General features: G+C 65.2%; 25 protein-coding genes. 14 read left to right on the top strand and 11 right to left on the bottom strand.

Annotation, left to right across the window (positions count from 1 at the left end; all coding sequences use genetic code 11):
- Positions 1–17: 17 nt before the first annotated feature.
- Positions 18–473 (bottom strand): universal stress protein, encoded by a 456-nt coding sequence (locus tag BSG09_RS12125; RefSeq protein WP_092933467.1) that lies wholly within the window; start codon positions 471–473, stop codon positions 18–20.
- 129 nt (positions 474–602) lie between these two features.
- Between BSG09_RS12125 and serA the strand changes: the two genes are divergently transcribed.
- The 6 genes from serA to BSG09_RS12100 all read left to right on the top strand — a co-directional run bounded on the left by serA (position 603) and on the right by BSG09_RS12100 (position 6299).
- Positions 603–2189 carry a phosphoglycerate dehydrogenase gene (gene serA, locus BSG09_RS12120; RefSeq protein ID WP_092933465.1) on the top strand — a complete coding sequence of 529 codons (1587 nt, stop codon included), beginning with the start codon at positions 603–605 and terminating at the stop codon, positions 2187–2189.
- Between the two features lie 93 nt (positions 2190–2282).
- Positions 2283–2651 (top strand): phosphoribosyl-AMP cyclohydrolase, encoded by a 369-nt coding sequence (hisI, locus tag BSG09_RS12115; protein ID WP_092933463.1) that lies wholly within the window; start codon positions 2283–2285, stop codon positions 2649–2651.
- 3 nt (positions 2652–2654) lie between these two features.
- The gene (locus BSG09_RS12110; protein ID WP_092933461.1) at positions 2655–3833 is read left to right on the top strand and encodes a DUF7118 family protein; all 1179 of its coding nucleotides are present in this window, start codon (positions 2655–2657) and stop codon (positions 3831–3833) included.
- A gap of 96 nt (positions 3834–3929) precedes the next feature.
- The gene (locus BSG09_RS12105) at positions 3930–4601 is read left to right on the top strand and encodes a DsbA family protein (protein ID WP_092933459.1); all 672 of its coding nucleotides are present in this window, start codon (positions 3930–3932) and stop codon (positions 4599–4601) included.
- 52 nt (positions 4602–4653) lie between these two features.
- Complete coding sequence (locus BSG09_RS20840; protein WP_175542196.1) at positions 4654–4797, top strand: hypothetical protein; 144 nt, start codon at positions 4654–4656, stop codon at positions 4795–4797.
- A 2-nt stretch (positions 4798–4799) separates the two neighbouring features.
- A complete protein-coding gene (locus BSG09_RS12100) occupies positions 4800–6299 on the top strand; it encodes a glycosyl hydrolase family 28-related protein (protein ID WP_092933457.1) in 1500 nt (499 codons plus the stop codon).
- Positions 6300–6341: 42 nt separating this feature from the next.
- Here BSG09_RS12100 and glmM read toward each other — a convergent pair whose 3' ends face one another.
- The gene (gene glmM, locus BSG09_RS12095) at positions 6342–7718 is read right to left on the bottom strand and encodes a phosphoglucosamine mutase (protein ID WP_092933455.1); all 1377 of its coding nucleotides are present in this window, start codon (positions 7716–7718) and stop codon (positions 6342–6344) included.
- A gap of 179 nt (positions 7719–7897) precedes the next feature.
- Between glmM and BSG09_RS12090 the strand changes: the two genes are divergently transcribed.
- The 4 genes from BSG09_RS12090 (at position 7898) to BSG09_RS12075 (ending at position 10929) form a co-directional block, all read left to right on the top strand.
- On the top strand, positions 7898–8773 hold the full coding sequence (locus tag BSG09_RS12090) for an HVO_0234 family beta-propeller protein (RefSeq protein ID WP_092933453.1): 876 nt from the start codon (positions 7898–7900) through the stop codon (positions 8771–8773).
- Between the two features lie 119 nt (positions 8774–8892).
- Positions 8893–9414 (top strand): hypothetical protein, encoded by a 522-nt coding sequence (locus BSG09_RS12085; RefSeq protein WP_092933451.1) that lies wholly within the window; start codon positions 8893–8895, stop codon positions 9412–9414.
- A 90-nt stretch (positions 9415–9504) separates the two neighbouring features.
- The gene (locus BSG09_RS12080; protein WP_092933449.1) at positions 9505–10362 is read left to right on the top strand and encodes a ribose-phosphate diphosphokinase; all 858 of its coding nucleotides are present in this window, start codon (positions 9505–9507) and stop codon (positions 10360–10362) included.
- Between the two features lie 102 nt (positions 10363–10464).
- Entirely contained in the window at positions 10465–10929 is a 465-nt protein-coding gene (locus tag BSG09_RS12075) for a heme NO-binding domain-containing protein (protein WP_092933447.1), read from the top strand.
- 36 nt (positions 10930–10965) lie between these two features.
- Here the strand turns inward: BSG09_RS12075 and BSG09_RS12070 are convergent, their stop codons facing one another.
- The 3 genes from BSG09_RS12070 to BSG09_RS12060 form a co-directional block, all read right to left on the bottom strand.
- Positions 10966–13047 (bottom strand): CARDB domain-containing protein, encoded by a 2082-nt coding sequence (locus BSG09_RS12070; RefSeq protein ID WP_092933445.1) that lies wholly within the window; start codon positions 13045–13047, stop codon positions 10966–10968.
- A gap of 304 nt (positions 13048–13351) precedes the next feature.
- Positions 13352–16558 (bottom strand): isoleucine--tRNA ligase, encoded by a 3207-nt coding sequence (gene ileS / locus BSG09_RS12065; RefSeq protein ID WP_092933442.1) that lies wholly within the window; start codon positions 16556–16558, stop codon positions 13352–13354.
- A 92-nt stretch (positions 16559–16650) separates the two neighbouring features.
- A complete protein-coding gene (locus BSG09_RS12060; RefSeq protein WP_092933440.1) occupies positions 16651–16881 on the bottom strand; it encodes a hypothetical protein in 231 nt (76 codons plus the stop codon).
- A 118-nt stretch (positions 16882–16999) separates the two neighbouring features.
- Between BSG09_RS12060 and BSG09_RS12055 the strand changes: the two genes are divergently transcribed.
- The 3 genes from BSG09_RS12055 to BSG09_RS12045 all read left to right on the top strand — a co-directional run bounded on the left by BSG09_RS12055 (position 17000) and on the right by BSG09_RS12045 (position 18852).
- Positions 17000–17680: a uracil-DNA glycosylase gene (locus BSG09_RS12055; RefSeq protein WP_092933438.1), complete on the top strand. Its 681-nt coding sequence runs from the start codon at positions 17000–17002 to the stop codon at positions 17678–17680.
- A 465-nt stretch (positions 17681–18145) separates the two neighbouring features.
- Positions 18146–18565 carry an HIT family protein gene (locus BSG09_RS12050; RefSeq protein ID WP_092933436.1) on the top strand — a complete coding sequence of 140 codons (420 nt, stop codon included), beginning with the start codon at positions 18146–18148 and terminating at the stop codon, positions 18563–18565.
- A gap of 83 nt (positions 18566–18648) precedes the next feature.
- Positions 18649–18852, top strand: a complete 204-nt coding sequence (locus BSG09_RS12045) for a hypothetical protein (protein WP_092933434.1) — start codon at positions 18649–18651, stop codon at positions 18850–18852.
- Here the strand turns inward: BSG09_RS12045 and BSG09_RS12040 are convergent.
- From BSG09_RS12040 to BSG09_RS12025, 4 genes are all read right to left on the bottom strand, one after another.
- Positions 18847–19848: an A24 family peptidase gene (locus BSG09_RS12040; RefSeq protein WP_092933568.1), complete on the bottom strand. Its 1002-nt coding sequence runs from the start codon at positions 19846–19848 to the stop codon at positions 18847–18849. The genes BSG09_RS12045 and BSG09_RS12040 overlap by 6 nt on opposite strands.
- A 241-nt stretch (positions 19849–20089) precedes the next feature.
- Positions 20090–20479, bottom strand: a complete 390-nt coding sequence (fer, locus tag BSG09_RS12035) for a ferredoxin Fer (RefSeq protein ID WP_092933432.1) — start codon at positions 20477–20479, stop codon at positions 20090–20092.
- A gap of 218 nt (positions 20480–20697) precedes the next feature.
- Positions 20698–21879 (bottom strand): inorganic phosphate transporter, encoded by a 1182-nt coding sequence (locus tag BSG09_RS12030; protein WP_092933430.1) that lies wholly within the window; start codon positions 21877–21879, stop codon positions 20698–20700.
- An 87-nt stretch (positions 21880–21966) separates the two neighbouring features.
- Positions 21967–23829, bottom strand: coding sequence for an SLC13 family permease (locus tag BSG09_RS12025; RefSeq protein WP_175542195.1), 1863 nt, complete (start codon positions 23827–23829; stop codon positions 21967–21969).
- Between the two features lie 117 nt (positions 23830–23946).
- Between BSG09_RS12025 and hisA the strand changes: the two genes are divergently transcribed.
- Positions 23947–24699, top strand: a complete 753-nt coding sequence (gene hisA / locus BSG09_RS12020) for a 1-(5-phosphoribosyl)-5-[(5-phosphoribosylamino)methylideneamino]imidazole-4-carboxamide isomerase (protein WP_092933564.1) — start codon at positions 23947–23949, stop codon at positions 24697–24699.
- A gap of 80 nt (positions 24700–24779) precedes the next feature.
- Here hisA and BSG09_RS12015 read toward each other — a convergent pair whose 3' ends face one another.
- Positions 24780–26276, bottom strand: coding sequence for a TrkH family potassium uptake protein (locus BSG09_RS12015; protein ID WP_092933428.1), 1497 nt, complete (start codon positions 26274–26276; stop codon positions 24780–24782).
- A 174-nt stretch (positions 26277–26450) separates the two neighbouring features.
- Positions 26451–26717 (bottom strand): hypothetical protein, encoded by a 267-nt coding sequence (locus tag BSG09_RS12010; RefSeq protein ID WP_092933426.1) that lies wholly within the window; start codon positions 26715–26717, stop codon positions 26451–26453.
- Positions 26718–26803: the final 86 nt, after the last annotated feature.

Raw genomic sequence — 26803 nt, 5'->3', positions numbered from 1 at the left:
CTCGCGATCGTGACCGACTACTCCTCGCCGTCGACCGGCGTCTTGACGATCGTCACCGGCCGCGAAGCCAACCGCGCGACACGATCCGTGACGCTACCCAGCAGCTGGCGGTACTCACCGGATCGTTCTTTCGAGCCCATGACAAGCAGGTCGACGTCCGCCTCGTCGGCGTACTCGAGGATCTGCTTGTGGGGATCGCCGTGTCTGACGACCGTGGTCGTCTCGACGTCCGCCTCCGCGGCTGCCTCGGCGGCCGACTCGAGGGCCGCTTCACCGACCTGCTCGAGGGCGGCCTCTAACCCTTCGAACTCGTGGACGTACTCGTCGCCGCTGTAGGAACTGTAGACGTCGCTGTCGACAACATAGAGAAGGTGAAGCTCGGCCCCAGCGTGATCGGCGACGGCGACGGCGTGGTCGATAGCGAGTTCGGTCCCCTCCGCCGCGTCGGTCGGCAACAGGATGCGCTCGTACATGCCCGACCGTACGTGCGTCGTCCGGATAATGGTAGGTGGTACCTCACAACATTCGAGAGAATGGAGACAAATTTTGCCACCGGGCGCGACAACGGAAGGGTTTACGTGCTCCGCACGGTTTGCTCGCACATGAAGGTTCTCGTCACGGATCCGATCGCGGATGCGGGTCTGGACGTACTCAGAGACGCCGGCCACGAGGTCGAAACGGGCTACGAACTCGAGGGAGACGACCTCCTCGAGGCAGTCTCGGACGCCAACGGGCTCATCGTTCGCTCCGGGACCGAAGTCACCGACGAGGTCCTCGCGGCCGCCGAGGAACTGGTTATCGTCGGTCGAGCGGGCATCGGTGTCGACAACATCGACATCGACGCCGCCACGGACGAAGGTGTCATCGTCGCTAACGCTCCCGAGGGCAACGTGCGCGCAGCCGCCGAGCACACCGTCGCGATGACGTTCGCGGCCGCCCGCTCGATCCCACAGGCACACATCCGCCTGAAAAACGGCGAATGGGCCAAAAGCGACTACCTCGGTGCCGAACTCAACGGCAAGACCCTCGGCATCGTCGGCCTCGGCCGCGTCGGCCAAGAGGTCGCCAAAAAGCTCGACTCGCTCGGGATGGACCTCGTCGCCTTCGATCCCTACATCTCCGAGGAGCGCGCCGGCCGCCTCGGTGCCGAACTTGTCGACTTCGAGCCATGTCTCGAGCGCGCTGACTTCCTGACCATCCACACGCCGCTGACCCCCGAGACGGAGGGCATGATCGGCGAAGAGGAACTCGACCTCCTCGAGGACGGCTACATCGTCAACGTCGGCCGTGGCGGCATCATCCAGGAGGACGCACTCGCTGCCAAGGTCGAGGACGGCACGCTTGCTGGCGCGGCACTGGACGTCTTCGCCGAGGAGCCACTCTCCGAGGACTCGCCGCTGCTCGAGCACGACGACGTCATCGTCACGCCCCACCTCGGCGCATCGACGGAGGCCGCCCAGGAGAACGTCGCGACCTCCACCGCCGAGCAGGTCAACGCCGCAATCGCCGGCGAGCCGGTCGCCAACGCCCTGAACGCCCCCTCGATCGACGAGAGCGCGTTCCCCCGTGTCGAGCCCTACATCGACCTCGCCGAAACCGCCGGCAAGGTCGCCGCGCAACTGCTCGAGGGCCGCATCGAGGACGTCGAAGTCGTCTACGAGGGCGAGATCGCCGACGAAGACGTCGAGTTCGTCACCGCAAGCGCACTCAAGGGCGTCTTCGAACCCCTCGAGTGGCAGGTCAACGCAGTCAACGCACCGCAGATCGCCGAGGACCGGGGCGTCGACGTCACCGAGTCCAAGACCCGCCAGGCCGAGGACTTCCAGAGCCTGATCTCCGTGACCGTCAGCAACGACGACGACGACGTGTCCGTCGACGGCACCCTCTTTGCGGGTGACGACCCACGCATCGTCCGCATCGACGGCTACCGCGTCGACGCCATCCCCCACGGCCGGATGGTCATCACGCGCAACACCGACGAACCCGGCGTCATCGGCCTCATCGGCTCCGTGATGGGCAACCACGACGTCAACATCGCCGGTATGTTCAACGCCCGCGAGACCATCGGCGGCGAGGCCCTGACCGTCTACAACGTCGACAGCGAGGTTCCCGCAGAAGCGAAAGCGGAACTCGAGGACGACGAGCGTGTCATCGGCGTCAGCGACATCACGCTGAACGGCCAGAACTAACGACGGACGACGAACGCGACGCACGCGCTATTTTTCGCCGCTCGCGCTCCCGGCGGCAAAAGACCTATCGCTCGGACGACCAACGTCTCGAGTATGGACGACGACGTTGCAGTCGACTTCGGTGAGGACGGCCTCGTCCCCGCCGTGGCACAGGACGCCGACACCGGCGAGGTACTGATGCTTGCCTACGTCTCGCCAGAAGCGCTCGAGCGAACTCGCGAGACCGGTCGCGCTCACTACTACTCGCGAAGCCGCGACGAGCTGTGGGAGAAAGGGGCGACGAGCGGCCACGTCCAAGCCGTTCAGGAGATTCGCGTCGACTGTGACGCCGACACCCTGCTCTATCTGGTCGACCAGGAAGGCGGGGCGTGTCACACCGGCCACCGGTCGTGTTTCTACCGAACGATCGAGGGAGAGAACGTCGGCGAGCAAGTGTTCGACCCGGACACCGTCTACGAGTAACCGATGAGCGAGCGCGTCCCGCCCTCTGACGCCCGCTCCGATGCCGCCGACAGTCGCGACGACGACCCGACACCGCTCGAGGCCCTCGAGGACGCCCGCGACCGCCTCGAGACGATCAACGCGCAGATTGCAGATCACGACGCGGACACCGTCGAGACGGTCGCCACCGCGTATCGGACCGCGACCGACCTGTTAGAGGACTACGTCGACCGCGCGACCGGGACCGGCAAGGAGAATTTTCAGGCATACATCGAACTCGAGGGCAAGTTCGACGGGCTGGTCTCCGGACTCGACGAAGACCTCCCCGAATACGAGTCCTTCGAGGACGCCCTCGAGGCGATCGACAAACGCCGGCTGAGCGAAGCCGATTTCGAGCGGGCTCGCGACGCCCTCGAACCGGCAGCAAAATACGCAGACATGCTCGACGAACGCGAGGCTGCCCGCGAAGCACTGGTGGAGGCCCGCAAAGCCGCGAGCAAACGACTGCGGACGATCGATGACGAGATCGACACACGCGAGCGGCTGCTCGAACTCGCGGACGCGGATCTCGACGCCCCGGTCGAGCGACTCCGCGAGCCGATCGAACGCTACAACGAGGCGATCCGCGAGGCATTTCGAGCGTATCGCCTCGAGACCAGCGCTCGCGAGGTGTTCGCCCTGCTCGAGCGAAGCCGGTGGTACCCGTTCGTGAGCTACGAGCGCCCACCCGACGACCTGGCGGCGTACGTCCGCGAGAATCCGGCCGGCGAATATACGATTCCCGAGTTGCTCGAGTACGCCGACTACTCACGCTCGAAGCTCTCGCATTACGTCGAGAGCGCTGACGAACTCAAACGCAACGTCGCGACCCAGCAGACGTATCTCGAAGGGATCAACGCCGAACCGCTGACGATCGACTGGCCGCCCGAGCCTGCGGGTGCCCTGCAAGCCCGGACGCGAGAGTATCAGCCGTTCGTCGCGCGAATCGCCGACGAGGACGTCGTCGCAGCTTTACGTGAGGTGCGGCTGCTCGCGACCGATCCCGACTACGACCGTCTGCAGACCGCAGCCCGGGCCGTCGATCAGCTCTCGCCCGCCGAACGCGAGCGGCTGGCCGACGGCCGCGTCGCCGACGAACTCGAGACGCTGCAGGCCGAACAGGAGCGACTCGAGGATGCACTGGCCGTCGACGATCCAGTGTGAGGGCGACCCGGCAGGCGCGACTGGACAGGGGATACCCCCGTGGAACCGCGCCCGCAAACGGCACCGTATATATGACACTGGGCCGTTCGCACGACTATGCGAACGACGCGGCGGTCAACCCTCGCTGCACTCGGTGGAACGATCGCGCTGTCGACGACGGCCGGCTGTCTCGGCGGTTCCGGCGGCGGCTCGTTTCCCAGCGACTGCGACGGCACAGAAGTCGAGACGGTCAATTCGCTGCCCCGTCCCGCACTGGGTCCGGAAGACGCCTCCGTCACCGTCGACGTCTTCGAGGACTTCGCCTGTGGACACTGTGCGACGTTCACTAATGACGTCTATCCACAGATCGAATCGACCTACATCGAGCCCGGTGAGATCCGCTATCGCTATTTCGACTATCCGATCCCCGTCGATGAAAACTGGTCGTGGCGTGCTGCCTCGGCCGCCCGCGCAGTACAGGATCGGACCGACGCCGAGACGTTCTTTTCCTTTGCCAAGGGGATCTACGAGCAGCAATCCCGGCTCATCGAGGACGGCTACCAGTTCATCCGCGAGGTCGCCGACGACAACGGCGTCGACGGCTGTACGGTCGCCACAGCGGCCAAAGAAGAGGCGTACCGCGAGGTCGTCGAGGCAGACAAACAGACGGGAGACGACCGCGGCGTGCCCGGAACGCCAGCAGTCTTCGTCGATGGCGAACTCCTCGAGAATTATGCGTGGGATACCGTCAGCGCCGCGATCGACGGACAACTCGCGGACACCAACTAAGCAGTCGGCCGCCTAACAGGTAGTTTATACGGCGGAAGACGAGTCAGAGAGCATGAACGATTCAGGACCGGGACGACGGGACGTCCTCATCGCAACGTCGGGAATGCTCACGCTTGCAGGCTGTGCGAACAGTGCGGCCGTCGAATCCGGTTCCGGGTACGGAACGACGTACGGAGACGCATACGGGAGTGAGTAACCATGGTCGATCACACGCCGCGTCTCGGACTGGGAACGTACGAGCAGGGCGAACAGTGGGACCACACCGACGCAGTCGAGGCGATCGACGCGCATGCGATCGTCCACGGGCCGATCAGCGAGCGACCGGCAACTGGCGAGTACGACGACGAACTGTACCACGCGACCGATCAAGGAATTACCTGGCGCTGGGACGCCGCGAGCGACGACTGGGTGTATTTCAGCGGCCGCGGAAGCGACGAGCAGCCGGTACCGGGAACGAGCCACTTCGAGGCAGCCCAGTTCGCCCACGCTCGCACCGAAGAGACCCCCGTGTGGAACGTCGAGGCCCACGGCATCGAAGGCGACGGGGAGACCGCCGTCGGTCAGGCAGTCCACGACCTCCTCGAGGACGTCGCCGACGCCGGTGGCGGGATCGTGTACTTCCCGCCCGGGCGCTATCTCCTCGAGCGGACGCCACTGATCGGCGACGACACGATCGTGCTCGGTGCGGGCCGTTCGACCGTCCTCGTCGGGATCCGTCCCGACGGTGAGAACGGGCGGGCACTGCTCTCGAATATGGGCTACGACGAGCCGGGATACGACGGCGCGTCGAACTGGGGCGTTTGCAACGTCCGAATCGATTCGCCGGAGTCGACGGGCATCATGCCTGCCCACGCGGCAAACGTCCGGCTGGAGCGGATCTACGGCGACCGCATCTACTACCACCACATCGACGTCGTGTCGTCGAAAAACGTCGTCATCGACGGCTACTGGGCGACCCGCGGCGGCGAGGGTGAGTCAGATGCGCCAGTGCAGTTCGACAGTCAACAGCCGGATACGAGCTGGAACAGCGTCTGGGACGGCAGCACCGACGCGCTCGTCGCGGACGACGGGACGCCGACCAGAGACTGCACCCTCACGAACTTCGAGATCGCCCCATCGAACGACCCCGACTACGGCATCCACCTTCACCGCGGGACGAACGAATCGCTCACCATCACGGACGGCCAGATCACCGGCTGTGAGTATACGGCGATCAGAGCCGATCCGGACGAGCAGATCGTGGATCTGACGATCGACCGCGTCTCGTGTCTCGAGAACGCACGAGGGATCACGCTAGGAGAAATCGAGGACGGCCGTCAGGGGTTGACGATCAACAACGTCACGATTAGAACCACCGACAGCGACATCGCCAGCGGCTCGGGGCTGTACGCGGCCGGATTCGACGGCGCTGCGATAGCAAACGTCACCGTCGACGGCCCGTTTACGAACGCGATTATCTTCGACGATATGGCCGACCTGAAATTGAGCACCGTAACCGCGACGGGCGCAGACCATCAATCGTTCCGATTCAGGGAGAACGTCGACGCAACGCTTACCACTGCTCGAGCGGCCGACTGTGGTACTGTGGGGCTCTATGTCGGCCCTGACAGTCGCGTCGCCTACGGCGGCGTCACGTTCGACGACGTTGGGGACGAAGTCGTCGTCGACGGCGAGCTTCGGGAGTGGGCCTCGTCGTGATCAGGGTGTCGACCGCACGGACTCGAGCAACGGAACCCGGCGTTACGCGTCGGCTTTCGCAGCGGCCAGCGCCTCGTATATATCGCTGGCGAGAGCTTCGGCGCGATTTCCATCACGGGCTTCGGCGTAGATCCGGACGAGCGGTTCGGTGCCGGAGGGACGGGCGAGCACCCACGCGTCACCGTAATCCAGTCGGTAGCCGTCGCGGGTGTTGAGGTCGGCGTCGGCAGCCTGGGCCTGGTTGGCCGCCGCATCGAGCATCGTGTCGCGTTCGGCTGTCGACTCGTATTCGACGTTGTGTCGGACGTTGACGTAGCCGTCGTAGGGCGCGACGAGCTCGCTGACCGGCTTCTCGGCGACTAACTCGAGAAAGCGCGCGGCCGTGTAGGCCCCATCTCGCGAGAGCCGGTAGTCGGGGAAGAAGATCCCGCCGTTGCCCTCGCCGGCGATCGGCACGTGGCTGTCGTTTGCCGTGAGTTCCTGAATGCGGGTGATGATGTTCGTCGAGCCGATCGGGGTGAGCTCGAGATCGGCCCCGACGTCGTTGACGACGTCGACGAGGCGCTGGGAGACGTTGACCGCCGAGACGGCCGTGTCGCCGGCCTCGAGTTCGGCAGCCGCGAGCGCGGCGAGGGTGGCGTCACCCTCGACGTACTCGCCGGCTTCGTCGAAGAAGATCGCCCGGTCGGCGTCACCGTCGTGGGCAACGCCGACATCGGCGTCGGTCGCGCGGACGAGTCGGCCGAGATCGGTGAGGTTGTCGGGGACGGGCTCTGGGTCGCGGCCGGGGAAGTGGCCGTCCGGCTGGCTGTTGACGGTGACGACGCGACAGCCCAGTTTCCGGAAGAATTCGGGACTCGTCAATGAACCCGCACCGTGGCCCGGATCGAGTGCAACGGTGAGGTCGGCGTCGGCGATCGTCTTCCGGTCGGTCGCTGCGAGGAGTTCGTCGACATATGCCCGGCCGACACCGTCGATCTCGCGAACGCGCCCCGTCTCGTCCCACGAGGCGACGGAAAACGATTCGGCGAGCAGGGTTTCTTCGATCTCCTCGAGTGCGGCGACTGAGAGTTCGACACCGTCGGGCCCGACGAGTTTGACGCCGTTGTACTGGGGTGGGTTGTGCGAGGCTGTGATGACCACGACCGGCACCCCTTCGCGTTCGGCGTAGGCCTGTGCCCCCGGCGTGGGGACGACCCCGAGACGGTCGACGTCGGCACCCGTACTCGCGAGCCCGCTGGCGGCCGCATCGGCCAGCATGCGCCCCGTATAGCGGGTATCTCGAGCGATCGCGACTCGGTCCCCACCGTGGCCGTCACCCCAGGTCGTCCCCGCCGCTTTCGCGACGCGTAGGACGAACGCGGGCGTCAGCTCTTCGTTGGCGACGCCCCGCGTCCCACTCGATCCGAAGACTTGCATCACGCGCTAGTCCGGGCGGACTCCCCAAAGGGATTCCGCAACTCGATCCGAAGGCTGAGACGGGCTGCTGTCACTGGCTCCCGGCGTACCCACATGGCGGATTGGGGTGTGTCGGCGCGAACTGATAGTCGTCCAGATGAGGGCGGAACGTTTTCGGGCCATCCCTGTCACGTTCCTGTATGCAATCGATCGAGGAAAAACGCGTCTACGGCGATCGGCAAGGGGCGGTTACGGCCTACGTCGCAAGCGCGATGGGCGTCGTTCGCGTCCGGGTCGCCGGCGACACCGTCGGCGAATTCGGCCTCTGTGAACGCTGTGGTGCTCGAGACGTCGCAGCGAGCCCCGACGCTATCGCCGTCGCGACGGCCGAGGACGTTCGCGTCCTCGCACTCGAGGCGGAATCCACGTCCGACCGCGAGGGTGACGCGCCGGTCGTGGCCGACGACGAGTCGTTCGTCGAGACTGGCTTCGGCCCGGCGGTCGCCGTCGGCTTCGATGGCGACGACGTGCTCGCAGCCGGGCCGGACGGTCGCGTCGCGCGTCGCACAGCCGGGACCGACGAGTGGACGACGCTTTCGGACGACCTCGAGACGGCGGTGCGAGCGATCGACGAAGATCTCGTCGGCACGGCCGACGGCGTCTATCGGGTCGGCGACGATGGCCTCGCACACGCCGGGTTGTCGGGCGTGCGTGACGTCTCGGCTGCCGGTGTGCCACTCGCGGCCACCGCAGACGGCCTCTACAAACTCGGCAACGGCTGGATGACCGTGCTCGAGTGCGCGTTCGAGACCGTCGCCGCGGATCCGCGCTCGGAGCGGGGCGAGCTCGTCCGCGCCCACGCGGTCGCCGCAGACGGCGTCTACGAGTTCGTTGCCGACGAGTGGCACGCGATCGACGGCTCGAGCGAACAGATCGTCGGCGTCGGCTACGGCGAGACGACCTACGCCGTCACGGACGAGGGGACGTTCCTCGCGTGGAGCGACGGGGAGTGGCGGACGCGAGCGTTGGGCGTCAGGGACGTGTCGGGGCTTGCTGTGCGACCGGAGCGGCAGTAGACCCACCACAGTTGGTTCTCGCAGCGGTACCGGCGACCAACACGCGAGCGTCGCATTCCCAGAGAGAGCGGAGACGGAGTATACAAGAGTTAACGATGCTGAATGACAGCCGTCAATAAATGAGCGATCTCTCACGACGACGGCTGCTAGCTGCGACCGGCACCGTCTGTACCGGTGCTGTCGCCGGCTGTACGGGCAGCGGCGACGAAACGGATGGAACCGATGGGAGCGAAGATAACGAATCCGCTGGCAACGACGGGGCCGATGGGAGCGCGACGGTCAATACTGGCGGGACGCTCCTCGGAGACATCACTGTCGACAACCTCGACAGTACAGCCCACACGGTCGACGTCATCGTCGAGTTCGACCGGACGATCGAATCGTGGGCGACCGAGAACCTCGCGGCCGGCGGCGGGGCAACCCTCGAGCGAAATTGGCCGTCCGAACCGGGGCAGTTCCGCGTGACGGTGCGACTGGATCAGGGCGAGCCGGTCGAGGTGACGCCGGCCGACTGGAACGAGCCGTCGTGTCTGAACCTCTTCGTCCGGGTCGATCGAAACGGGGAACTGACGGTCCTGAGCGATACGAGCAGCGGTCCGTGCAGTGGCGACGACACGAGCGACGGCGACACTGACGCGTAGCTACTCGCACCGACCGACGAGGCCGACACGCAAGGGGCGAACGCAACACAGAACGAAAGCTGGTTTAGCCCCCGGAGTGTGCCACCGACTATGATCGTCAGTGGATCCACGTCTCAGGCACTCGCCGCAGCACTCGCTCGTGAGCTCGATGAACCGCTCGCCGCCGTCGAGTACGACAGCTTCCCCGACGGCGAACTGCTCGCGGCCGCTCCCGGCGTCGCCGACGCAGAGCCCGACCGGGCGGTCATCGTCGCCTCGACCGTCTCGAGCGACGCCCACCTCGAGGTACTCCAGTTGCAGGATGCCGTCCGCGAGGCTGGCGTCGAGGAGGTCGTCACCGTCCTGCCGTACATGGGCTATGGCCGGCAGGACAAGGCGTTCGAGCCGGGTCATCCCATCTCCGCGCGCGCGGTGGCGCGGGCGATTTCGACCGGCGCAGACCGGGTGCTGACGGTCGATCCCCACGAGGAGGCAGTCTGTGAGTTCTTCGAGCCGACGGCGACGGCCGTCGACGCCGCGGGCCGACTGGCCGAGCCCTTACCCGGCGACCTCGTGGACCCGGTGTTCCTCTCGCCCGACGCGGGCGCGATCGACCTCGCCGAGACGGTCCAAAATGCCTACGGCGCGGGCGAGACCGACTACTTCGAGAAGGTGCGCCACTCCGGCACCGACGTCGAGATCACACCGAGCGACGTCGACGTGGCAGATCGCGACGTCGTCGTGGTCGACGACATCATCGCGACGGGCTCGACGATGAGCGAAGCCGTCGGCGTCCTCCGGGAGCGATCGGTCGGCCGCGTCTTTATCACCTGCGTCCACCCGCTGCTGGCTCGCAACGCCGTCACGAAGCTCTCGCGGGCTGGCGTCGAAGCGATCTACGGCACCGACACCATCGAGCGCGGTGTCAGCACCGTCTCGGTCGCGCCGGCGATCGCATCGCACCTGTGAGTAAACGGGTAAGTACTCGCCCGCACGTGGCCTAGCGGTTAGCGTTTCACACGGTGCGGTATCGGCTGTGTGAACTGCGGCGGAATCTGCACGAGCGTATCAATGCACGGACTCGTCCACAAGACCCTCAAGGAGTACGTCGTCGACCAAACCGACGACGCCGAGATCGACGCCATCCTCGAGACGCTATCGGGGATGGCCACCCAGGACAGACGCGCGATCGAACGCGACGTCGGCCGCACGCTCGCACCCGACCTTCTCTCGACGTTCAGCGCCCACGTCAGCCCCGACTGGGAGGCGTCGGACCTGCTCGCCGAACTCGAGCGAGTCTACGACGATGTCGAAACCGCTACCGATGACGTGTCGCTGCCTGCGATTTCCTCCCGCCACGAGTTCGATCACGGGGTCGTCACCTACGAGACCCACCGCGACACCACCTACTGTGGCATGGCCCACGGCGTTCTCGAAGGAGTCGTCGCCGCGTTCGACGGCGACGCGACCGTCACCGAAACAGCCTGTGTCGACGACGAAGCCGACAAATGTCGGTTCCGCGTCGATCTCGAGTAACGACGAAACGGACCCGAGGCCACCTATTGCTTCCCGTCAGTACTGGCGCGATCGCACTGCGACGATGAGGAGCATCGCGACCGCGACGAGCGCAGCCGGAACGCCGAAGCCGGGCACCGTCTCGATCGCCGCGGCCGGCCCACTGCCGACGCGCGCGGTAGTGGTTCGGTCACCAACCGCGATCTGGTACCGGCCCACCTCGTCGAACCGAAGATCCGCCTCCACCGTCGTCGACTCCCCGACCCGAAGCGCCACGGGACGCTCGGCGACGATACCCTCGACGGTCCGGAACTCGAGGACGGCCGCTGCCGGGCGCTCGTCGGCAGCCTCGACCGTCGCAGTCACCGTCACCGGCTCGCCGGAATCGACGCGCTCGGGCGAAACGTGCAGGTCGGTGACGGTCACGCTCGCATCCGAGCGAACGACGGCGGTCAGCCGCTCGGAGCCGACGCGAAGCGTGGACGCGCCAGGCTCGGCCGGCGTCCACGAGAGGCGGTTCTGTGCCGTTTCGCCGACTGCAAGTCGATCCCGGCGGGTGTCGACCGGGCGGCCGTCGACCTGCAGCGTCGCATCGTACGCACCGGCTCGGCTGCCGACGTTGGTGACCGTGACCGGCAGGGATACCTGTTTACCGGCTGGGACCGCGATCACGTCGCCAGCTTCATCGGCAGTTCCCGTCGACCCCGAGGCGTTCCACCGTGGCCACTCCCGGCCCGCCACCTCGAGAGAGTCCGTCTCCAACTCGGACTCAAACTCCGCGACCGGCTGGTCGAAGGCCGCTGCGTGCTGGCTCCGGGTCCACATCTCGGGCGTCGCCTCGGTTTGGGTGTATCGTTCGGCAGCGTCCCGGACGTCAGCCCCGCCGTACTCTTCGAGCGTCTGCAGGAAGTCAACCTCGGTGATTCTGCCCTCCTGAGCGTTCAACGAGCGGAAAACGTCCTCGAGCGTCCGGTCGCCGTCAGTCGCGAGCCGCAGTCGGCGGTCGAGCTCGCCGTAGACGAGTGCTCCCTTTGCGTAGTCCGTCTTCGGATCTGCCCACGTCGAGCGATCGACCAACACCCCGTCGGCGTACGGCGATCGCTCGCCGCGCTCGAGGAGGGCGCTGAAGTCGTCGAAGGCAGTGCGACCGCGCTCGAAGGCGAGCAGCCCCGCGTAATAGTCGGCCTGGGCTTCGATAAGCCACGCCGTCTTCGGCGTGGTGTCGGTCGCCGCATTCGAGAAGCGCTGCCGGACGTGGACGTACTCGTGAAGCCAGGCCGGGTTCGGCTCATCGAGCGTGGCGTCGGCAACGACCCACGCATCGGCGCGGCCGTACTGAATCCCGCGTGGCCCCCAATCGGCCCCGGTCGGTGCTGCGATCACGACCACCTCGTCGCGTCGCATCCCCACCGCGAGACTGTTGCGTGCGTCCGCCAATGCCGCCAGGATCGCGTCCGGCGACTCCTCGAGCCGTGCCACGTCGGGGACGACCAGTCGGATCGTCCCGCCATCGGTCGCTCGCTCGTAGGTCGTTACGTCGCCGAAGACGGCGATGTCGCCGCTGGTCGCGCCCGGGCCGTCGACGGTTACCGTCTCCTCGATGCCGACCGGGTCAGTCCGTCGCAGGGAGACATTGAGCGATGGCACCGCGACGATCCCCCAGTCGCCGGTGTCGACGAACGTGTATCCCGTCTCCGACGAGCGCGTTCCGTACGTCCCGCCCCGCCGGTCGGCCGGCATCGTGTAGCGGATCGTCGGCCGGTCGGTCGCGCCGGTCCACGCGTAGGTCCGCTCGCCCGTCCGCTCGAGGCCCGTCACCGATTCGACGGTCGCACCCTGTTGGAGCCCGATCTCGAACTCGGTGACGGCGTCGGGGACGTGAAACGTCGTTTCCGTCTCGAATACGTCGGGGTCGTCGGGGCGATGTCTGAGAACGGTCGTGCGGTCGAACACGTCCTCGGCGCTCGTCCGGGTTCCGACCGCACGCAGAGTCTCACTGGGGCCCACGACCACGTCGCCGCCGGGATCGGCGGCCTCAGTGGGTGCAGCTGCCTGCGCCGGCTCGAGGATACCGACGCCGGCTGGCAGGCTACAGACGAGCACGACAACAAACGCGAGGGCGGGGACTCGAGAACTCACTACCCATTGCTGGTCAGTCAGCGCGCAAGACAGTTACGGCAACGTGGCTGTCAAGATTGCTCTCCCGAACCAGTGCAAATCAAACCGAATCGCTGTGAGTCGCTACTCATACGCTTCCACAGCCGCCAGCGCCTCGAGTGCGATCTCTGCATCCACCTTTTTCCGTTCGGATCGCTCGCAGTGCTCGCGACCGCTCACGCAAAAATCTGGACCAAAAAGCTGCCTCGCTGCTCACGGGTCGCTTTGCTCCCCGTTCGCTTCCGAGGGCTTCGCAGTCGCTCAGCCCTCGCACCGCTCGGCAGTTCTATTCCGAGGCCTCAGCAGCCGCCAGCGCCTCGAGCGCAATCTCCATCGTCACACCGTCAACATCCCACTCCTTGCGGTGGCCGTCCTCGACTGTGCGGCGCTCGTCGGCGCGGACTTCCTCGTTGATCAGGTCCGCGCGCTCGGCGACGAGGTCGGCGACGCGGTCGTCGTCGATTGCGAGGTCGAGTGCGATCCGCTCTTCGACGTCGAGATCGAGATCCTTGCGCATCTCCTGAACGCGGCGGATGACCTCGCGAGCGTAGCCCTCACTTTCGATGTCATCAGTCAGGGAGGCGTCGACGTAGGCGACGCCGCGGTCGTCACCGTCGGTGCCGAAGGCAGTACCGGCGATGTCGTCGGGCGTCTGGGTAACGAACGAAACCATCGACTCCTCGAGTTCCTCGTCGTCTTCGAGGACATCCGCGACGGCAGATTCGAGGTTCTCGAGCGTTGGCTCGTCGATCCGGGCCTCGTTGAGTGCATTCATGACCTGACCGGCGCGACCACCGAAGGTCGGGCCGAGTTCGCTCATGTCGGCCTCGGCGCTATACTGGAGTTCGCCCCACCGGTCCTCCGGCGAGACGAGTTCGATCTCACGGGCGTTGAGCCGTTCCTCGAGCAGGCCGGTGTGTCGCTCGACGGCCGCGACGACGCGCTCGTCGTCGGCGGCGACGACCACACGCGGGACCGGCCAGCGGAGTTTGCGACCCGCCTGCTGGCGGGCGTTCGCACCGGCTTCCTCGATGGCGCGGAGGAGGGAAACGTCCTCCTCGAGTTGCTGATCTTCCCAATGCTCGTCAACGTCGGGCCAATCTTCCATGTGGACGGTGTCGAACCCGTCCTCACCGGTGAGCGTGCCGTAGATCTCCTCGCTGATAAAGGGGGCGTACGGCGCGAGCAGGGCGACGCTCTCTCGCAGCACGCGATAGATCGTCGCGTAGGCGGCCTGCTTCGAGGCGCTGTCCGCTTCGTCCCACATGCGCTCGCGGACGGCCTGGACGTAGAACCGGGAGACGTCCTCGACGACGAACTCAAGGAGTTCATCAACGGCCTTGTCCTGGCGGAAGTCCTCGAAGTGGGCGGTCATCTCGGCTTTCGTGGATTGCAGTCGGGCGAGCACCCACTCGTCGAGGGGCTCGAGGGCATCGTCAACGTCCTCGAGCGTCGTTTCGGTGGGGTCGAAGTCGTCCAGACGCATGTACGGCAGCGGGAACCGGAAGACGTTCCACAGCGTCCGGAGGTGGTTCTCCATCGTCTGCATCCCGTCCCAGTCGAAGCGCATGTCCTCGCCCTGCGGGTTGTTCGAGAGGAGGAATAGCCGCATGACGTCTCGGCCGTGGCGGTCGATCGCCTCGTGGGGGTCGACTAAGATGTCCTTGGACTTGCTCATCGCGCGGCCGTCGGGCATGAGCGCGTGGCCGTGCATCAGGACCTCCTGATAGGGGCTTTCGCCGAGTGCGGCGGTGCCCATCCCGAGCTGGGACCAGAACCAGCCGCGGGTCTGGTCGTGGGCCTCGAGAATCAGGTCAGCGGGCCAGAGTTCGTCGAATTGGCTGTCGTCCGAGGGATAATCGAGGGTGCCCCACGACGCGACCGAGGAGTCGAGCCAGACGTCGAAGACGTCGGGAACGCGGGTGTAGGTGGTGCCGTCCTCGGTGATCGTCAGGTCGTCGACCGTGTCCTTGTGGAGGTCGACTTCGTCAGGGTTGACGTCCTGATCGACGCGCTCGGCGAGTTCTTCGCGAGTGCCGATGACGATCATATCCTCGTCGTCGTCCCGATCTTCGGGCGTCCAGACCGGCAGCGGAATGCCCCAGTAGCGCTGGCGAGAGACGTTCCAGTCCGGCGCTTCCTCGACGAAGTCACGGAAGCGGCTGTCGCGAGCCCACTCGGGGTGCCACTCGCTGTCCTCGATGTTCTCGAGCAGGTCGTCTTTGATATCCGTGATCGTGATGAACCACTGGTCGGTGACGATCTGGAGGATGCCCGTGTCACAGCGCCAACAGTGGCCGTAGCTGTGGTGGACGGTACCGGAAGCCAGCAACGCGCCGTTGTCCTCGAGGTCGGCGGTGATTTCGTCGTCGGCGTCCTTGACGAACTGGCCTTCGTACTTGCCAGCTTCTTCGGTGTAGACGCCGTCGCCACCGACCGGACAGAAGATCGGGAAGCCGAGTTCGCGGCCGCGCTCGAAGTCGACTTCACCGTGGCCGGGCGCGGAGTGGACGAGGCCAGTGCCGTCACCGTGGGTGTCGACGTAGTCGGCAGCGTAGACCTCGAAGACGCCCTCGGCGTCGACGTGGTCGGGGACTTCCGCTGCGAGCGGATGCTCGTAGGACCAGCCGAGGAGCTCCTCGCCGGAGAGTTCCTCGACGACTTCGTAGTCGTCGTAGCGGCCCTCTTTCAGGACTTCTTCGTGTTTCGCGTCGGCGAGATAGAGGAGTTCCTCCTCGCCGTCTTTCTCGGCGCGGACGCCGACGTAATCGCCCTCTTCGTCGACCGCGACGAAGGTGTTCGCGGGGATCGTCCACGGCGTCGTCGTCCAGATGACGATCGAGCCCTCGCGCTCGGCGAGATCGAATTTGACGTAAATCGAGGGGTCCTCGACGTCCTCGTACTCGACTTCGTTGTTCGCGATGGCGGTCTCACACCGGGGACACTGCGAAATCGAGCGGTGGCCCTGCTCGACTAAGCCGCGGTCGGCGGCGTTCGAAAAGCCCCACCAGGCCGCTTCCATGTACTCCGGCTCGAGGGTCTTGTAGGGGTTGTCCCAGTCCATCCAGACGCCGAAGTCCTGGAAGTCGGACTGCAGGCCCTCGAGTTGCTCGTTGGCGTAGTCCTTACATTCCTGGATGAAGTTCTCCTCGCCGAACTCCTCGATGTCTTTCTTGTTCTCGAAGCCAAGGCGCTCTTCGACGCGGGTCTCGATCGGCAGCCCGTGCATGTCGTAGCCCGGCCGATCCGTGACGTCGTAGCCCTGCATCCGCAGGTATCGCAGGTAGACGTCTTTCAGCGACTTGTTCCAGGTGGTTCCCATGTGCGCCGACCCCGACGTGTACGGCGGGCCGTCGACGAAGAAAAAGGACTCACCGTCCGATCGGTGCTCGACCGTCTGCTCGTAGGCGTCGACGTCGTCCCAGTACTCGAAAACCCGTTGCTCGAGTTCGTCTGGGTCGTACTGGTCGTCGACCTCGCCGAACCTGCTCATATCCGACCTAATCGCCTCCGGCAGTAAAGAGGAATCGATATTGCGGGTTCCGCCGCGCCCCGCTGGTCAACACAAACCCGAGTCGTGATCGCTTAGACGTATTTCGCGAGGACCTTCTGGTAGCCGAGCCCGTACACGCCCGCATAGAGCATGACGCCGCCCAGGGCAGCCAGCCACAGCGCGATCATCGCCTCGCCGGCACCGAGATGCTGGAGGCTGGCCTGTTCGACGAGTGCACCGCCGACCGTCAACACGCCGGCGATGACGGTGTAGACGAGCAGCGAGAGTGATTCCGTGAGCAGTTCCGGACCGATCGATGTCATTAGCACGCAGGTAGCCACCCAGCCAAGGTAAACCTGTCCCCTCGCGTGCGACGCGATCACACGACCATGGTCGCGCCGAACCGACTCCCATTACTGCCTCGGCGACGGACGCTCGAGCGTGCCCGCGTCCGACGCTGACACCAACGGCGACACCGACTCGGAAGCCGGCGAACCAGTCTATCCGACCAGTCGCAACGTCCTCGCAGCCGACTGTTCGCGCTGTCCTGCCCTCGCCGACGCTCGCGAGTGCATTTCGTGGGGGACCGGCGACTGCGACGCCGACATCGTCGTCGTCGGCGAGGCACCCGGCTACGGGAACCCAGACGCGGAGCGATGGCGAGGCGGCAACTGGACCGGCAAGGCCTACACCTCGCGTCACTCCGGGCGGCGCATCCGCCGGCTGCTCGAGCGACTCGGCTACGACGAGGACGCATACTATACGAACGCGGTCAAGTGCTTTCCCGCAGACCCCGACGATCCCTCCACGAACCGCGAACCGACGGCCGACGAGCGGGCGACCTGTCGAACGCATCTGTTGGCCGAACTCGAGACAATCGACCCGACTGTGGTGCTCGCGACCGGCAAACACGCGACGACGAGCGTCCTCGCCGCTGAGGGACGAGACCTCGAGGGGTTTCTCGACAGCGTGCTCGAGCCGGTGTGGTGTGCGCGCCTCGACGTGTGGCTCGTCCCGATTCTCCACCCATCGTACCAAGACGTCTGGATCGGCCGACTGGGATACGAGCCGACGGAGTACCGCACGGCGATCCGCGAGACGATCGACGGGCTGTGTGCGTGATCGTCTCAGCCCGCCCCAGCCTCGATTCCTCGCGACTCGAGTCGTGCTCGCCGCCATATTGAGTATATAACCGTCTCTAGAGTCCTCACTCGCGGTAGTATCATACAACGGGCAGATTTAATATACCGTCATGCGGTACCACATACCATGTCTTCCAGCGAAAAGTTCGCGCGAACGGCCTACACCTGCCCGGAATGTGCTGGCAAGCTCATGAATCACCAGCACACGTTCGAATGTCGGACGTGTGGATACACGCCGTTTCGCATGCCCTGATACGGACTGCTGTCAGTCGTTTCCGGCCCAACCCGTCGTACGATTGTGCCGGGACATGGGTATAGAACCCGTATGAGACCGCGAGACGAGTCCGCAGCTACTCGATCGCGTCTCGACGACCGTCGCCAGCGGTGAGCGAGTCTCGAGCGCGCTCGGGAAACCTTCATACGGCGAGGCGACACACACTGGCGTATGAGTACGATCTTCAGTCAGATCGTCGAGGGAGAGATCCCAGCGCGAATCGTCTACGAAGACGAGACCACGGTCGCGTTTTTGGACGCGAATCCGCTGGCTCCCGGACACACGCTGGTGATCCCGAAAGACGAGTACGAACGAGTCAACGACGTGCCCGAGGACATCGCAACGGATCTCTACGCGACCATCCACCGCATGGTCCCCGCCGTTGAGGACGCTGTCGATGCCGACGCGACGACCGTCGCGTTCAACAACGGCGAGGCCGCAGGCCAGGAAGTGCCCCACGTTCACTGCCACATCGTTCCCCGCTTCGAGGACGACGACGACGGTCCCATCCACGCCATGTTCGGCCAGCGACCCGACCTTGCCGATGACGAACTCGACGACGTCGCCGCCGATATCGAATCTCGAGCCTGAATTGGCCACGCTCGTCAGCGTTCGCGATCGGGTCGATACACAAGTGCCGTGACGTTTTTACCGTCCGACTGGACATATCGCGTATGACTCTCGCCGAGCTGATCGCCACGGCCCTCGAGCTGGGCAGCGTCCTCGTCTCGTGTCTGCTCTTTGTAGGGACGTTCCTCCTCCTTGCGAGTGGGCCCCCGACCGGCAGCGGCGAGCCGTGGCTGGCGTTGATCGGCGTCGGAACGGCGTTCGTGCTCGTCTGGACGGTGGTCGTCCCGCTGTACGAGCGCACTCTATAGCAGCGTCCCCAGTAACAGATCACCATAGCCGAGCGCGATCACCAGCCCGGCGAATACCGGCACGAGAAACGGCGTGCCTGGCGAGATCCAGACCGTCTCTTCGGTCACGAGCACCTCGAGTCCATCCCGAAGCGTCTCCGGTGTCGTCCCATACGCCGAGCCGTCGATGTCGTCGAGAAAGGCCGCAGCACCCCACGGATCGTCGGCGGCGGTCGGCAAGGTGTCGTCGCCATCAGACTCGAGTGTCCTGCCATCGCCACGGACCGAGACGTCCGCGCTTACGGCCCCGTCGGTCGGCGGATTTGGCTCCGCGGGCAGCGTCGCCGGATCGCGGTATCGATCGGGGTGTTCACGCAGGTCCGCAAGCGAGAGGCCACGCCAGCGGAGGTACATCCGCAGGGCGTCGAGGTCGAGCCCGCGACGGGTACGTCCTGTCGGTGTTTCGAGAAGACTGCCGTGCGTGTCCGGAATCCGCTCCCAGGAGATCGGCCAGCCGATGACCATCACCGGCGCGATCCGGCCCGCGACCGCGTTGCGAACAGCGAGGGCCAGCGGCAACACGACCCCGACGAGGACGGCGTTCGTCAGGATCGTAAACGAAAACGCCCCGAGTGGCGGTGTCTCGAGCGGGACCGTCCACGACCCGAGCGTATACTCGGGAAACGTCGGGAAGCAGACGGCCAACACGAGCAGCGCCTTCGCGTCGGCCCCGCCGAAGCCGCCGATCCACCAGAACAGGTAGGCGATCGGAACGACCAGCCCCAGACTGATCGCTGTCGGCAGCAGGAACTCATAGCTCCACGCGTACTGGCCAGCGTTCCAGGCGATCCAGCCATCCCAGACCAGCGCCGCGGTCCCGAGAAGGGACAGCGGGATCCAAACGCTACTCGAGATCCGTCTGGTCGCGAGGTCGCGGACAGCGGTCCAGGCAAAGACCGGGACGACGAGCAGTCGAAGGAGATCCGGACCCGTCGCCACGGTGCCAGCGAGCGTCACGTAGGGCACTCTCGAGCGCGGTGCCGTTACGTTTTCGGCCTGTCGGGAACGCACCAGCCGTTGTACAATTGCAGACCAATCGGAGTGGCTCGTAACCGCGATTCGGCGATCAGAGACGCAATGATGATCGTCACCGCACGGTTGCGTTTAAATGGTGAGACGACAGGCTACGCAGTAGAACTCAGTGAACAAGAAACTACCCCGACGCGGGGCAGCCGTCACGCGACGCGGTGCGTGCCGTTTAAATGACGCGGTTCTGCAGGTAGTCGAGGTGCTTTGCGTTGTAGACGATCTTGACCTCGTCGGTCTCGGCCGAGCCGATGCAGGTCAGACGGACGTTCTTGTCCTCGACTTCCTCGTCGGAGAGGATCTGCTGCATGTCCATCTGGATCTCGCCTTCCTTGACGATTGCTGCACAGTTTGCACAGGCACCGGCGCGGCACGAGAAGGGCCAGTCGTAGCCCTGCATCTCGGCCGCCTCGAGGATGTATTCGCCCTCGGCGACGTCGAGCGTACCGTAGTCCTCTTCGCCGAGGCCAGCATCAGCGGCCTGCTCGAAGAGGTCGTCGTCGTCCATGTCCCAGCCCTGGTCGTCCAGTACTTCGTAGTTGAGGTATTCTACCGTGGGCATCACTTCACGGTTCGAGCGCCGTACTGGTATAGCTTGCTGTTCAGACCTCAATCGTCTTTGAGTCAGGATCGACTAATTCGAACCCAAGACAGACAGGACTCGGTGAACGAAAGCAGGAACTACGGGGAAAGTGAGAATCCGTCTCACGGACGACCAGTTGATTACAATGATCGCCGGGTTCGGACGCACGGTGTCGATCACGTCCCGGCCGGCTCCGATCAGAACCCGAAGATCGGCAGGAACCGGAACGTCAGATAGGCACCGACCGTCGAGATCGCCGGCACGACGTTTTGCATGAGAATGACCCGTGCCGTCGTCGAGGGATCGAACAGGTCCGATGCCTGCGGGATGTCCTCGGGTTCCTCCTCGCCGATCTCGGGGGATCGTTCGCCGGTTTCTTCGGCAGTCAGCGCGCCGACCGAGACCGGTGTCTCCTCGCCGCGAGCGGCATCGGACAGCGTCGTCGTCCGGGTAGCCCGGCCCCAACCCAGTCCGACGATGCTCATGGTCGCGATGACGACGAAACTCGCCGGGACGCCGATCGACGAGAGACCGACGACGATTCCCGAACTGATGACGGCGACGACGATCGCCGCCGTCAGCGGGAGGTTCGTGATGTCATTGCCCAGCGTATCGAGCGTGCGTCGGGCGATCGTAAAGCAGCCGACGGCAACCGCTGCGGAGCCGATCAGGATCAGCGTTGTCATGTCGACGTCGCCGGTGCCGTAGATCGGCGCGATCGCGTTGGCGATGTTGCTCGTTCCCGAGGAAAAGCCCATCAGACAGCCGATGGCGACGACGGTCAACGCACCGGTGATCTCCCGGCGATCGGCGTCGACGCCGAACTGGAGCCGGGGGGCAAGTCCCGATCGATCGACCGAGACCATCGGTCGGCCGCCCTCTTTCTCCTCGATGGCGACCCAGGCGTTGATCCGAGGGTAGAAGTATCGCCCGACCACGCCAGCCACCCAGAAGCCGACGATCGGCGCGACGACCCACCAGACGACGATCTCGCCGAGTACGTCCCAGTTGAGTTCGCCGGTCGCCATCCCCAGTGCGGCGATCGCTCCGACCGCAGTCATCGACGTCGAGGCGGGGACGCCCGCGTAGTTGCCGATGAATAGTGCGCCGCCGATAAAGAAGAGCACGGCGACGTTCGACCGCAGCGTAAAGATGGCGGTGTCAGTGACGAGTTCCTCGCCGAGCGTGGTGACGACCTTCGGACCGATGGTGTAGGCTCCGAGGAAGAAGAAAATCGACATCAGCCCGGCAGCCATCACCTTCGTGATTACGTTCGCGCCGACAGCGGGTCCGAACGCGGGGCCCGTCGTCGATCCGCCGATGTTGTAGCCGACGAAAACCGCGGTGAGTATTCCTACGATAAGCAGTACTTCCGGCACATCCGAGAGTCACGCAGTCCGCGCCTAAAAGCGCGACTGTTTCGGTGAGCCACCAGCGCTCGCTCGAGGATGCATTCGAACCTCCCATTAGAGGCCCCAGAAGACCGCGATCCCGAGGACGGTGACGATCGACAACACGAGCTGGAGCGGCGCGCCGATCCGCGCGTAGTCGCTGAAGCGATAGCCGCCGGGGCCGTAGACGAAGAGGTTCGTCTGATAGCCGATCGGGCCGAGAAAGGCAGTGCTCGCGGCGAACGTCACCGCCAGCACGAACGCGAACGGGTTCGCACCGATGCCCGTCGCCGCGGCCGCCGCGACCGGGAGCAGGAGGACGACGCTGGCGTTGTTGCTGATGACCTCCGTGAGCAGCCCGGTCAGAACGTAGAACAGCCACAGCACGACGATCGTCGGCAGGAACCCCGCGGACTGGACGACCAGCCAGGCGAGATACGCCGCGCCGCCGGTCTTCTCGAGCGCGATCCCCAATGGAATCACACCAGCAAGCAAGAAGATGATGTCCCACTCGACGGCGTCGTAGAGTTCGTTGGGCTCTAAGACGCCGGTGACGACCATCGCGACGACGCCGGCGAGCGCGGCGATGAGGATCGGGTAGAGTTCGAGAGCGGCGACGGCGACGACGCCGATCATGATGGCGACCGCGATCGGGGCCTTGTCCGCGCGATACTCGGGTCGGGGTGGCTCGCGCGCGACGATCACGTCGTCGCGGCGGGCAAGCCGGTCGAGCGTGTCCGGCGGGACCTGGACGAGCAACGTGTCACCGACGTCGAGGCGCGTGCCGACGATGCGGTCAGCGACGAGGTCGCCATGGTGGCGAAGGCCGAGGACGGCCGCATTGAACTCCTCGCGGAAGGCCTCGGGATCGAGCCGCTCGCCGACGAGCCGCGAGTCGAGCGAGACGACCAGTTCCGTGATGATGCCCGCCTCGGCCGGCGCTGCGAGGTCGTCGACGGCGGTTGCGCGACCGACCGGCTCGACCCCTTCGACGCCCTCGAGCGTCGCGATAGCGTCGCGGTCGGTCCGGACGACAAGGACGTCGCCTTCGGCCAGTTGGGTTGCCTGCCGGGGCGCGACCGATCGGGCCTCGTCGTGGACGACCTGAACGATGTCGACATCGGACCCGAGGATGGCGGTCGCCTCGCGGACCGTCTGGCCGACCAGCGGGGAACCCGGTACGACGGCGACGTCGGCGACGTAATCTTCGACGTCGTACTCCTCGAGGTAGTCGGCCCGCGGCGGGACGCGCTCAGGAAGCAGGCGGTGCCCGACGAAGATCAGATAGAGCGAGCCGACGAGGACGACGATCACGCCGAGCTTCGTGAACTCGAACATCGAGAATCGGTGCAGTTCGGGGTACTGAGAGCCAAGGCGTGCGCTGACGTCGCTGGCGAGGATGTTCGTCGAGGTGCCGATAAGCGTGAGCATCCCGCCCATCTGTGAGGCGTACGACAGCGGGATGAGCAGCTTCGACGGCGACGTGTTCCCGCGGTTCGCAACGTCTGTGACGACCGGCACCAGCAGGGCGACTACCGGCGTGTTATTCAAAAACCCCGACACGGGGCCGGTCGCGGCGACGGTCGCGAACAGTTGCCTGCGAAGGCTGTCGCCCGCGAACCCAGCCATCCGCCGGCCGAGTTCCTGAACGAGGCCAGTTCGGCTGATGCCACCGCTCAATATGAGCATCGCCAGCACGGTGATCGTCGCCTCGTTCGCAAAGCCCGAGATGCCGGTCGCGGGATCGACACCCGTCCAGGGCTCGAGCACGACCAAACTCACGATCAACAGGATCGCAGTCACGTCGATGGGCAGGCGCTCGGTGAGAAAGAGCACGAGTGCGAGGCCGACGACGCCAAAGACGACGAGCGCGTCCGTCGTCAGGTCGGGTTGAGAGACAGTCGTCTGTGCGATAAAATCGCACGCCGACATCGGCATAGGGCGACCGACACCGACCACACTTGTAACGATTCTGTCGAGAGTAGGAACAGTGTCGCGGCGATGGCGGTCGGCGAAACCGTCGCCTTTACTCGCGCCGGCCTCGCGCACTCGAGTATGCACACCGACGCCGACGACGCGCGCGAAGAGTTCGAGGTGATCCCGGCAGTCGACGTTCAGGACGGCGAGGTCGTCCAACTCGTTCAGGGGGAACGTGGCACCGAAAAGACCTACGGCGACCCCGTCGAGGCCGCCCAGCGGTGGATCGACGCCGGTGCCGAGACGCTGCATCTCGTGGATCTCGACGGCGCGTTCGAGGGCGAGCGCGCGAACGCCGACGCCATTGATGCGGTGATCGAGGCCGTCGGCGTCCCGACACAACTGGGTGGTGGGATCCGCACCGCCGACGACGCTGTCGATCTTCTTGAGCGCGGCGTCGATCGGGTCATCCTCGGCACCGCGGCGGTCGAGAACCCCGAGATCGTCGCCGAGATCAGCGAGGAATATCCCGACAGCGTCGTCGTCAGCCTCGACGCGAAAGACGGCGAAGTCGTCGTCGAAGGCTGGACCGAAGGAGCGGAGATTTCGCCGGTCGAGGCCGCCGAACGCTACGACGACCTCGGGGCCGCCGCGATCCTCTTTACGAACGTCGACGTCGAGGGCCAACTCGAGGGCGTCGCGACCGAGCCCGTCCGCGAACTGGTCGACGCGACAGATATCCCCGTGATCGCCAGCGGTGGCGTCGCGACGCTCGCGGACGTCCGAGCGCTTGCAGAGACCGGTGCCGCCGCAGTCGTCGTCGGCAGCGCGTTGTACGAGGGCGCGTTCACGCTCGACGAAGCACAAGCTGCGATCGAGGGAGACGACTAGACGGGACTAGTGGCTCGAGCGGGACGCTTCGCTCAGTGGTCGCAGTGCAACCGTGAGCGGACCATCGACAGCCCCGGCGTTTAGCGCTCCCAGAACTCGGGAGTCAACAGGACGAGCACGGGGACGATTTCGATGCGGCCGATCCACATCATGACGATCATCACGGTTCGGGTCAGCGGCGAGAACGCGAGGTAGTTGTCGAACGGACCGGCGACGCCGAACGCGGGACCGATGTTGAGAAAGATCGAGGCGGCCGCCCCGAGCGCGTCGAACTCGTTGACGGGAGAGCCGACGCGGGCGGCGTCGACAACGATGACGACCGTCAGCAGGAAGAAGATGACCAGCGCGAGAGTAACGTACGTAAAGACGTCACGGACAGTCTCCTCGTCGACCACCGTCTCGTCGAGTCGAAGCGGCCGAACGGCGTCCGGGTGAACGGCCAGAAACAGGTTTCGGCGGAACGCCTTGAGGACCACCAGCCAGCGCAGCGACTTGATCGAACACGTCGTCGAGCCGGCCATCCCGCCAGTGAACATACAGAGAAACAACATGTGTTTCGCGCCGGGCGACCAGAGGTCGAAGTTCGCCGAGGCATAGCCCGTCGTCGTCACCATCGACACCACGTTGAACAGGCCATGGCGAAGCGTCGGCTCGAGCCCCATCGCAATATCGGGATCGAGCGCGAGGGTGGCGATGACGATCGTCGTAATCGACGTGAGGATCCCGATATAAAACCGGAACTCGGCGGACTCGAGCGGCCGACGGAGATTCCCCTGTGTGACGGCATACAGGACCACGAAGTTGGTCGCGCCGACGATCATGACGGGAATGAGCGTCCACTGGACGAGCGGCGAGAACGCGCCGATACTATCGGGCTGTGGCGAGAAACCCGCAGTCGAGACACTGGTCAGGGCGTGTGCGACGGCGTTGTAGAGGTCCATCTCGGGTGCGAGGCCGGCGAGGTGAAAGGCGAAGAGCACGACCGTCGTCAGGACCGTCAATCCGACATAGAGTCCCCAGATGAGACGAGCCGTCTGGTCGAGGTGGGGATGGAGTTTGTGGACGCTTCGAGTCTGGGTTTCGGTCTCCATCAGTTGGGCACCGCCGACGAGTAGATGTGAGAACAGGCCGATCGCGACGATCAGGATTCCGAGGCCGCCAAGCCACTGGAGGAGCGCCCGCCAGAGCAAGAGCGCCCGGGAGTGAACCCCAAAGTCCGCGATCACGGTCGCGCCAGTCGTCGTCACGCCGCTCATGCTCTCGAAAACGGCGTTGACCGGCCGTGCGAACACGCCCGTCCCCGCGACGAGAAACGGGATCGCCCCGACCAGCGCGACACCGAGCCACGTCAGCGCAACCATCAAAAAGGCCTCCCGCTGGTCGATCTCGCGGTCGTCGGTCAGTGACTCAAGGCCGGTCCCAAGGACGACGGTGACGGCGAACATGACGAGAAACGGCAGCGGATCGTCCCCGTCGACGATGGCGAGGGCAAGCGGCGCGACCGTCGGGACCGAGAGCCACTTGAGGACTGTCCCGGCGAGGCTACAACTCGAGCGCCAATCGACGCGAAGCGCCATCTACCGATATGTCGACGGCGGATAGGATAACAGTTCGGAGTGGGGAGACGACGCAGCTGGACGACTGTCACTGGGTGCCGACACGGCCGAAACTGAGACGGGTTCCTGTCACTGGGTCCCGGCGGGACCGCAGGACAGTCGCGGCCGGCCGGCACTGACCGAGAGACGACCGGTTCACTCTTGTTTGTATCCGTGACCGACGTAGAGAGCAAAGACGTTGGCGGCGAGCAAGAGGAAAAATGCCAGCGTCACGTCGGGATCACCGAGCCCCTGTGTGAGCAGTGGGAGATGGACGAACGGGAGCGCGATCGCGGCCCAGAACGAGAGAAACTGCGTTGGGCCCTTGAGCGAACGGAGGATCCAGTTCGACCGATCGCGCTTGGCCTCCGGCTCAGGGCTTGACGGGGCGATCGAGTCGTTCGAAACGGGGGAGTTTGACATCGAGACGGAGCACCTCTTCTTGAACACACCATTCACCACAGGGCCCATATAACGGGTCGAAGATTGGCGCGGTTTCGGTCCGTTTT

The sequence above is a fragment of the Natrinema hispanicum genome, from assembly GCF_900111485.1.
Lineage (GTDB): Archaea > Halobacteriota > Halobacteria > Halobacteriales > Natrialbaceae > Natrinema > Natrinema hispanicum_A.
This window is presented reverse-complemented; position numbering and strand designations above follow the sequence as displayed.